At 72.3% G+C, this 8745-nt stretch carries 6 protein-coding genes and 1 pseudogene; 4 read left to right on the top strand and 3 right to left on the bottom strand.

The window, feature by feature from the left end; genetic code table 11:
- Positions 1-130 precede the first annotated feature (130 nt).
- The 4 genes and pseudogenes from ABGB05_RS28480 to ABGB05_RS28465 all read left to right on the top strand — a co-directional run.
- Positions 131-253: pseudogene (locus ABGB05_RS28480) on the top strand (IS5/IS1182 family transposase); the annotation flags it as partial.
- Between the two features lie 170 nt (positions 254-423).
- A complete protein-coding gene (locus ABGB05_RS28475) occupies positions 424-1362 on the top strand; it encodes an NADP-dependent oxidoreductase (protein WP_347656990.1) in 939 nt (312 codons plus the stop codon).
- A 68-nt stretch (positions 1363-1430) separates the two neighbouring features.
- On the top strand, positions 1431-2666 hold the full coding sequence (gene dinB / locus ABGB05_RS28470) for a DNA polymerase IV (protein ID WP_347656989.1): 1236 nt from the start codon (positions 1431-1433) through the stop codon (positions 2664-2666).
- Between the two features lie 139 nt (positions 2667-2805).
- The gene (locus tag ABGB05_RS28465) at positions 2806-3189 is read left to right on the top strand and encodes a DUF3040 domain-containing protein (RefSeq protein ID WP_347656988.1); all 384 of its coding nucleotides are present in this window, start codon (positions 2806-2808) and stop codon (positions 3187-3189) included.
- A gap of 377 nt (positions 3190-3566) precedes the next feature.
- On the opposite strand, the gene ABGB05_RS28460 is transcribed toward ABGB05_RS28465, so the two are convergent.
- Genes ABGB05_RS28460 through ABGB05_RS28450 form a run of 3 tightly spaced genes read right to left on the bottom strand, consistent with a single transcriptional unit; the run spans position 3567 to position 8474 of the window.
- Complete coding sequence (locus tag ABGB05_RS28460) at positions 3567-6053, bottom strand: DUF3488 and transglutaminase-like domain-containing protein (protein ID WP_347656987.1); 2487 nt, start codon at positions 6051-6053, stop codon at positions 3567-3569.
- 55 nt (positions 6054-6108) lie between these two features.
- Complete coding sequence (locus tag ABGB05_RS28455) at positions 6109-7407, bottom strand: DUF58 domain-containing protein (RefSeq protein ID WP_347656997.1); 1299 nt, start codon at positions 7405-7407, stop codon at positions 6109-6111.
- 2 nt (positions 7408-7409) lie between these two features.
- Positions 7410-8474 (bottom strand): MoxR family ATPase, encoded by a 1065-nt coding sequence (locus ABGB05_RS28450; RefSeq protein ID WP_347656986.1) that lies wholly within the window; start codon positions 8472-8474, stop codon positions 7410-7412.
- Between the last annotated feature and the right edge of the window lie 271 nt (positions 8475-8745).

The raw sequence follows: 8745 nt of genomic DNA, 5'->3' as shown, positions 1-8745 counted from the left end.
ACGCGAAACCGTTCGTCTGGACCGCGACCCCCAGCGAGATCCTGGCCAAGGTCCGCTGGGTCCACACCGAGGTCCGCAAACTCCTCACCAACAACGACAAGTAAACGATCTCAATTACGCGACACTAGCGGTGACGAGGCGGTTCGACCTGACTGACGTGCAGTGGGCGGTGCTGGAACCATTGCTGCCGACGCCGAAGCGGCCAGGTCGACCGTCGTTATGGAGTAGACGGCAGTTGATCGGTGGGATCCGGCCGACGTGCTCGAACATTTCATTCCGGCTTCCGCCGCGTGACGACCGTCGAGCGCATCGTCGGATCGCCCTGGCCGAGCTGACGGCACCCGCAGGACCGCCCAGCGGCCGCCCGTACCGAGCTTCTCCAATCACCCCGTACCGACGAACTTTCTGGGAAAGGATTCGAGCATGCGAGCGATCACCGTACGGGACCGTGAGGCGGGTGTCGGCGGGCTTACCCTGACCGACATGCCGTACCCGCACGCGGCGGAGAACGACGTCATCGTGCGCGTACACGCTGCGGGCTTCACCCCCGGAGAGCTGGACTGGCCGGCGACCTGGACCGACCGCGCCGGCCGCGACCGGACCCCCAGCATTCCCGGGCACGAGTTGTCCGGGGTGGTGGCCGAGCTCGGCTACGGCACCACCGGGCTCACCGTGGGCCAGCGGGTCTTCGGGCTGACCGACTGGGCCCGCAACGGATCCCTGGCCGAGTTCACCGCGGTGGAGGCGCGCAACCTCGCCCCGCTGTCGGCCGACATCGACCACACCGTGGCCGCCGCACTGCCGATCTCCGGGCTGACCGCATGGCAGGGACTGTTCGATCACGCCCACCTCACGACCGGGCAGACCGTGGTTGTCCACGGCGCCGCGGGCGGCGTCGGCTCAATGGCCGTCCAACTCGCCCGGGAGGCGGGCGCCCGGGTTGTCGGCACCGGCCGGGCCGCCCACCGGGCCGCCGCGCTCGGTTTCGGCGCGCAGGTCTTCGTCGACCTGGAGGCCGACGACCTGCGGCAGGTCGGCGAGGTGGACGTGGTCTTCGACGTCCTCGGCGGCGACGTCCTCGAGCGGTCGGCCGAACTGGTACGCCCGGGCGGCACCCTCGTCAGCGTTGCCATGCCCCCCACCGTGCAGCCCAGGGACGGGCGGGCCATCTTTTTTGTCGTCGAACCTGATCGCGACCGGCTCGCCGATCTCGCCGAGCGTCTCCGTACCGGGCGGCTCAACCCCATGGTCGGCGCGGTGCGACCGCTGGCCGAGACGGTCGACGCGTTCGCCCGCCACCACGGCACCTCCGGCAAGACGATCATCCAGGTCGCGGACGACCAGGAAACGCCTCGTTCCTGATCGTTCAGCCGGATGCCGTTGGCCGGCGCCCGCGCGGCCGTGTCACACCAGGGGGCTAACCTGCCGCTATGGGTCGCAGCCAGTCCGTGCCACGCGGAAACGATCCGCGTTTCGGGCCGGACGCCGACGACTCCGGTTCGCCGATCCTGCACGTCGACATGGACGCGTTCTTCGTCGCGGTCGAGGTGCGGCGCCGACCAGAACTGCGGGGCCGGCCCGTGGTGGTCGGCGGCGTCGGCCCGCGCGGCGTGGTCAGTTCCGCCAGCTACGAAGCCCGGGCGTACGGCGTCCGGAGCGCGATGCCGACGGCGCGGGCCCGGGCGCTCTGCCCGAGGGCGGTCTTCCTACCGCCCGACTTCGCCGCCGTCTCGGCCGCCTCGCACGCGGTGATGGAGATTCTTCGCGACGTCACGCCCCTGGTCGAGCAACTCTCGGTCGACGAGGCGTTCCTCGACGTCTCCGGGGCCCGGCGGCTGCTCGGCCGCCCCGCCGAGATCGCCCGGCTGATCCGGTCCCGGGTCGCCGGGCAGGAGCGGCTGACCTGCTCGGTCGGGGTGGCGCCGACCAAGTTCGTGGCCAAGCTCGGCTCCACCCGGGCCAAGCCGGACGGGCTGCTGGTGGTGCCGGCTGACCAGGTGCTGGAGTTCCTGCACCCGCTGCCGGTCGAGGCGCTGTGGGGGGTGGGGGAGCGGGCCGCGGAGACGCTGCGCCGGCTCGGCCTGGCCACGGTCGGGGCGATCGCCGAGGCGCCGGTCGGGATGCTGCGCGGCAGCCTGGGTGAGGCGGCCGCGGCCCACCTGCACGAACTGGCCTGGGGGCGGGATCCCCGCCAGGTCAGCCCGGAACACGTGGAAAAGTCGATCGGCGCCGAGGTCACCTTTGACACCGACCTGGCCGACCCGGAGACGATCCGGCGGGCGCTGCTCGGACTCGCCGACAAGGTGGGCGTACGGCTGCGCCGGGCGGGACAGGTCGGCCGGACGATCTCGATCAAGGTGCGGTACGCCGACTTCCGTACCGTCAACCGGTCCCGGACCCTCGGCGGCCCGACCGACGTGGCCCGCGAGGTTTTCGACACCGCCTGGTCGCTTTTCACCGCCCTCGGGCCGGGTGACCGGATCCGGCTCGTCGGCGTACGCGTGGAGGGGCTCAGCGCGGCGGACCAGACGCCCCGGCAGCTCACCCTCGGTGCCCCGGAGCGCGGCTGGCGGGAGGCGGAGGCGGCCGCCGACGCCGCCGCGGCCCGATTCGGGCGTTCCGTGGTCCGCCCGGCGAGTCTGTTGCGCCGCGACGACCAGCGGTAGTCGGAAAAACCGGCGAGGCCGTGGGTCGTCCCGCTTTCCGACCCGCGACCCCCCTCGTAGACTGGCGGGTAAGCAGCCGGTTGGCTGCCACGGTCTGTCGGTTCGACCGGACCGACCAACGTGACCGGGGAGGAGTGCCGTGCCGCTCTCTGAGCACGAGCAGCGGCTGTTCGAGCAGATCGAGCAGTCGCTTGCCGAGGACCCAAAGTTCGCCTCGGCTGTGCGCGCCAGCGATCCGCGCTTCCACGCGCGGCGTCGCCTGCTCGTCGCGGTCAGCGGGATCATCGCTGGCCTTGCACTGGTCGTCTACGGCACGGTGAGCAAAACCCCGCTGCTCGGGGTAGCGGGCTTCGTGGTGATGCTCGGTTCGGCCGCGTTCGCGATGCTGTCGCAGCGACGGGCGCAGTCGCCGGATCTGCACGTCGTGGGTGGTACCACCAGCCGTCGGACCCGTGGGCGGCGCCTGTCCCTCGTCGACCGACTTGAGGAGAGGTGGCGTCAGCGGCCGGAAGGCCACCGCTGACCAGTTTGCCGTGGCGGCGGCCGGCAGGCCGCCGCCGGTCGTACCGGCCGGACCCCCGGTCCGGTGACCCCTGGTGATAGCCCATGTCCGGGCAACGGACGAATCGCCCCGATGGATCCAGTTCCGTCCGATGCGGCGTTTCCGCACGCCCCGCAAGCCCGACCGGAGCCGCAGCCGGCCGGTCTCACGCCGAGATCAAGCCCGCCAGCACCCGAGGGCGGATGGATCCGCGCGGAGATCAAGCCCGACCGGGGGAAAGCGAATGCATCCGCGCGGAGAGCAAGCCCGGCAGGGGTTGGGGGCGGATCGCCCGCGTCGGGATCAAGCCTGACCGCCCAGACCGGGGGATCCGCCCCCAACCCCCCCCACCAGCACCCTCAGCGAGACGCCCGACCGGCCAGCACCCGACGCGGATTCCAGCGGGTCAGACGCTCCCGGATCCGGCCCGACCGGCCGACAACACCGGCGGAAACGTCCATGACCGCCGCCCGCCAGCGGCTCAACACCGAGGGCGGCAGGGTCGCCGCCACGATCCGGGTACGCCGATCCGCCCGGGTGCTCAACGCCCGGCGGACCGCCCGGAGCGCCTCGCCGAGCGGAGCGTGCTGCCGCAGCGGCTCCCGGGCGTAGCGGGCCCGTTCCTCGACCTGGCCGAGCAGGCGTACCGCGTCTCCGGCGGGTCCCACGGTGAGTCCCTCCGCGACCAGTCGGTCGGCGGTGGCCCGGGGGGTCTCGGTCGGGTCGACCCGGATCCGGAAGTCGACCAGGGTGTCGACGAACTCGTCCCAGGCGGCGTGCGCGTCGGCCCGGGCCCGGGCCAGCTCGCTGTCACTGAGTACCACCCGGGCCACCCCCGGCGGCGCGTCACCGTCGGCGACCGAGGCCAGTGCCCCGGCCGCAGCGGCGGCCCGGACCTGCCGTCGACGCCGCAGCACGGCCCGGCGCAGGGCCGGCAGGCTCAGCAGCAGCACCAGCAGCAGCACCCCGGCCACGACCCAGAGCGGCCAGGTCGGCCCGCTGTCCGGGGCGACCCCGGCCGCGTCGCCGAGGTTCTCGTCGACGTCCTTGATCGGGGTGTTGTCCTCGGCCGGGTCGGCCGACGCCTCGGTGTCCGGCCCCTCACCGGTGGTCGGTGCCGTGGTCACCGGGTCGGGGGCGTCGACGTCCGGCGCCCAGCTCGTCCGGGACCGGGCCGAACCGGGGATGCTCGACGCCGGTGTCGGGTCGAACGGCACCCAGCCGATGTCGTTGAAGAAGACCTCGGTCCAGGCGTGCAGGTTCAGGTTCGTCAGGGTGTACGTGTTCTCCTGCCGGTTGGTGCCGTTGGTGAACCCGAACGCCACCCGGGCCGGGATGTCGGCGGCCCGGACCAGCCAGGCCATCGCCGCCGCGTACTGCTGGCAGAAGCCGACCTTGTTGGTGAGGAAGTTGACGATGTCCTGCCCGCTGACGCCGCCCTGGGTGCTGAGGCTGTAGCTGAACCCGTTGTCCCGGGAGAAGTAGTCGAAAATCGCCCGGACCCGCTCGTAGTCGTTCCGCTTGTTCCGGGTCAACCGCTCGACCAGCTCGTCGACCTCCCGGACGTCGTCGACCCGGGTGTAGAGCTGCCGCAGCGAGTGCTCCGGCGGCAGCGTCGACGCGGCGGCCAGCGCCTGCGGGCTGTAGTCCGAGCGTACGTAGTCGAACGAGTACTTCCGTCCCTTGGACGAGGCCCGGTTGGAGAAGACGACCTGCATGCCCTCGTCGTAGAGCCAGTTGCCGTCGACGTCCCGCATCGTCACCGGCTCGGCGTACACCGGGAGGAACGGCATGGTGAAGTCGAGGATCTCCACGTTCGCCTGGTGTGGGGTACGGGTGATGCCGCTGCTGGCCCGACCGGAGTTGCGGGGGTCGACCATGCCCCGGGTGACCGGGGTGCCGCTCGGCGTACGCGGGGCGAAGCCGGTGCGGCGTATGTCGTCGGCGACCGCGAACCGCAGGTAGAACGGATTCGGGTCGTCGGTGGTCACCTTGATCATGTCGCGGATCTCGGAGCGGTTCAGTTCCCCGCTGAGCGCCGCGAAGAGGTTGACCCGGCCCGGGGAGCCACCCTGGCCACCGACCCCGTTGCCCTGCCCGCCACCGCCCGAGTTGAGCTGGCTGAGCAGCCCCGAGGTCATCCCCGGCACGGCGAGCGGAAGCGCCACCGCGACGACCACCCCGATCACCGCCAGCCGGCGGCCGGCGGCGGCCAGCGGCGACGGCTCCCATACGTCGACGTCCCGGCCGTCCCCGGTGAACCGGCGACCGAAGTGCCGGACCCGGTCGACGTTGTCGGCGGCGAGCAGCCACAGGAACCCGGCCGCGCCGACCACGAACGGGATCGCCGAGACGCTCTCGACGTGCACCGCCACCGGCACCGAGTAGATCGCCAGCATCGGCAGCCCGGCCAGGGCCGGCCGGCGCAGACCGACGGTGAGCAGATCGACCACGACCGCCACCGCGCCGACCCCGAGCGAGGTGATGAACAGCAGCGAGTCGACGTCCTCCACCGGCACGCCGTACGAGCGCATGTCCTGGGCGGAGGCGCTGACCAGCGCGCCGAAGTGCCGCAGCGTGCCCGGGGTGGGGAGCAGGCCGAGCAGCTCGTCGCCGCTCGGGAAGATCCAGGTGAGGCCGAACAGCAGCGCGCCGGCCATGCTGACCGCCTGCGCCCAGATCGGCGCCCGCCACCACCGGGCCAGCGTCGCCGCTCCGGCGACCAGACCCACCAGTACGACGCACTGCACCAGCCAGGTCCACCGCTCGTAGATCGCCGAGAGTGGGGCGGCGGCGAGCAGGGTCGCCGCCGCGGCGACGAACCCCAGGTGACGGCGTCCTCTCATGACGTACTCCCGTCCTGGCCGGTTGCTGCCGTGCCGTCGTGTCGGCCCGCCACGGTCACCGGACACCTCCGGTGACCGTCTCGGCCGAGACCGCCCGCCAGGCGAATCCCTGCGAGCCCCGGGCCGCCTGCGGCCAGAGCGCCGGCAGCTTGCTGCCGTGCTCGACGCCGACCACCCGCCAACCGCTCTGCATCAGGCCGAGGGCGGCGGCGCCGTGCGCGTGGTTCGCCTCCTCGCGGGCCTGCGGGGTGAGGTTCAGCCAGGTGGAGCTGTCCACCAGGAAGGCGATGCAGGTCGCCCCGTTGCCGCGCAGTCCGGCCAGCAACTCCGCCTCGGTGCCGGTCAGGGTGCCGAGCAGGGCGATCACCAGCCCGCCGTCGGAGCGCTGCCGGACCCGTTCGACCAGGGTCGCCACGTCGCCGCGCTGGCTGAGCCGCACCTCGGCCAGGTAGTCGAGCAGCAGGCCCTCGCCGCCGGCCTCGTTGGCGTTCACGTCGATCCCGGAGTCGCTGACCAGCCGCAGCTTGTAGCCGGCGGCCCGTAGGTGCACCGCGATGCTGGCGGCCGCCGAGACGGCCCACTCGAAGCTCGCGGTCGGACCCTCGCCCCGGTGGGCGAAGGCGCGGGTGTCCAGCACCACCGTCGCCCGGCTCTCCCAGGGCTGCTCCTCCCGGCGGACCATCAGCTCGCCGGTCCGGGCGGTGGACTTCCAGTGCACCCGGCGCAGGTCGTCGCCGCGCCGGTACTCCCGGGTCGCCGCGTCGTCCTCGCCGTGCACCGCGACCGACCGGGCCCGGCTCTCGCCGGTGCCGGCGTACTCGCCGGTGAGCCGGACCCCGGGCAGCGCGGTGACCTGAGGGATGACGGTGAGCGGGTCGACGCTGGGGAAGGCCCGGGTCAGTTCGCAGAGCCCGAACGGGTCGGTGAGCCGGATCACCAGCGGACCGACCTCGTAGCGGCCCCGGACGTCGGCCCGCACCGTGTACGCCACCGAGCTGGCCTGGTGCGCGCCGAGCCGCTCCAGCACCACCCGGGGCCGGCTGCCGAGCGCGTACGGCAGCCGGTCCTCGAGCAGCAGTGTCCCGGTCGGCAGCCGGGACATGTTCTGCAGCCGCAGCACCACCCGTGAACTGGCGCCGACCGGCACCCGGTGCGGTTGCAGCGACCGGCTGCAGGCCAGCTTGTAGCGGCTGCGCCCGACGTAGAGCGCGGCCAGCAGCGGCAGCACACCGAGCAGGATCGCCACCCGCAGCAGGTCCTTCTCGCCCAGGATCAGGGCGGAGAGCGCGGCCGCGACGGCGGCGGCGAGGAAGGACCGGCCCCGGGTGGTGAGACCGCGCAGCGCCTCGCGCACGGTCATCGCCTCCGTGGCTCGTACTGGGATCGACCGTTGCCGTCGCCGGACTGCGGCCGGGTGTCGTACTCCGACCGCTGCCGCTGCCGTTCGTGCGGCAGGGGCAGCCGGTGCACCAGGTCGGAGATGATCGCGTCGGTGGTCCGGCGGGACAGCTGCGCGTCGGCGGTGGAGATCACCCGGTGGGCGAGCACCGGTACGGCGAGCGCCTGCAGGTCGTCGGGGAGCACGTAGTCCCGGCCCTCCAGGGCGGCGACCGCCCGCGCGGTGCGCAGCAGCTGCAGGGTCGCCCGGGGGGAGGCGCCGAGCCGCAGGTCGGGGGATTCCCGGGTGGCGGTGACCAGGTCGACGGCGTACTGCTTCACCGCGTCGGCGACGTGCACGTCCCGGACCGTCGCGATCAGCTTGCGTACGGTGGCCGCGTCGGCGACCGGCCGCAGCTCGTGCAGCGGGTCGACCCCGGCGTGCACGTCGAGCATCGCCAGCTCGGCACCGGCGTCCGGGTAGCCCATCGCGATCCGGGCGGTGAACCGGTCCCGCTGCGCCTCCGGCAGCGGATAGGTTCCCTCCATCTCGATCGGGTTCTGGGTGGCGATCACCATGAACGGCGTCTGCAGCTCGTAGGTGACCCCGTCGACGGTGACCTGCCGCTCCTCCATGCACTCCAGCAGGGCGGACTGGGTCTTCGGCGAGGCCCGGTTGATCTCGTCGCCGACCACCAGGTTGGCGAAGACCGCCCCGGGGCGGAACTCGAAGTCGTGGGTTTCCTGGTTGTAGACGCTGACCCCGGTGACGTCGCTCGGCAGCAGGTCGGGGGTGAACTGGATGCGGCGGACCGAGCAGTCGATCGAGCGGGCGAGCGCCTTGGCGAGTTTGGTCTTGCCGACCCCGGGTACGTCCTCGATCAGCAGGTGACCCTCGGCGAGGAGAACGGCGAGCGCGAGTCGGACCGTGGCGGTCTTGCCCTCGATGACCTCTTCGATGTTGGCCACGATCGCGTCGCTGGCGGCACGGAACTGGTCGTTCGGCAGTGCGCCGCCCAGCTCGTCCCAGGTCTGTTGTGTCACGGGCCTCCTCCTCGTCGTCCACGGCCGTGTACATAGAGAGTCGATGGGACGGCCGTATGGTTCGCGGGAGAACACGTCCGTCCGGAAATCCGGATCACCCGCATGCCTCAGGCTAGCCGCATTCGGCTGTGGAGCCGAACACACCGACGATGAGGGCACAGACGGGCAGGATTCGACACCGGGCGAATCGGGTACGACAGCCGGCCGGTCGAGGCGGTACAGTAACTCCATGTCCCGGGCCCACCTGCTTCTTAGCGAGCCGTGCTGACGC

The organism is Plantactinospora sp. B5E13, from assembly GCF_039871775.1.
Lineage (GTDB): Bacteria > Actinomycetota > Actinomycetes > Mycobacteriales > Micromonosporaceae > Plantactinospora.
This window is presented reverse-complemented; position numbering and strand designations above follow the sequence as displayed.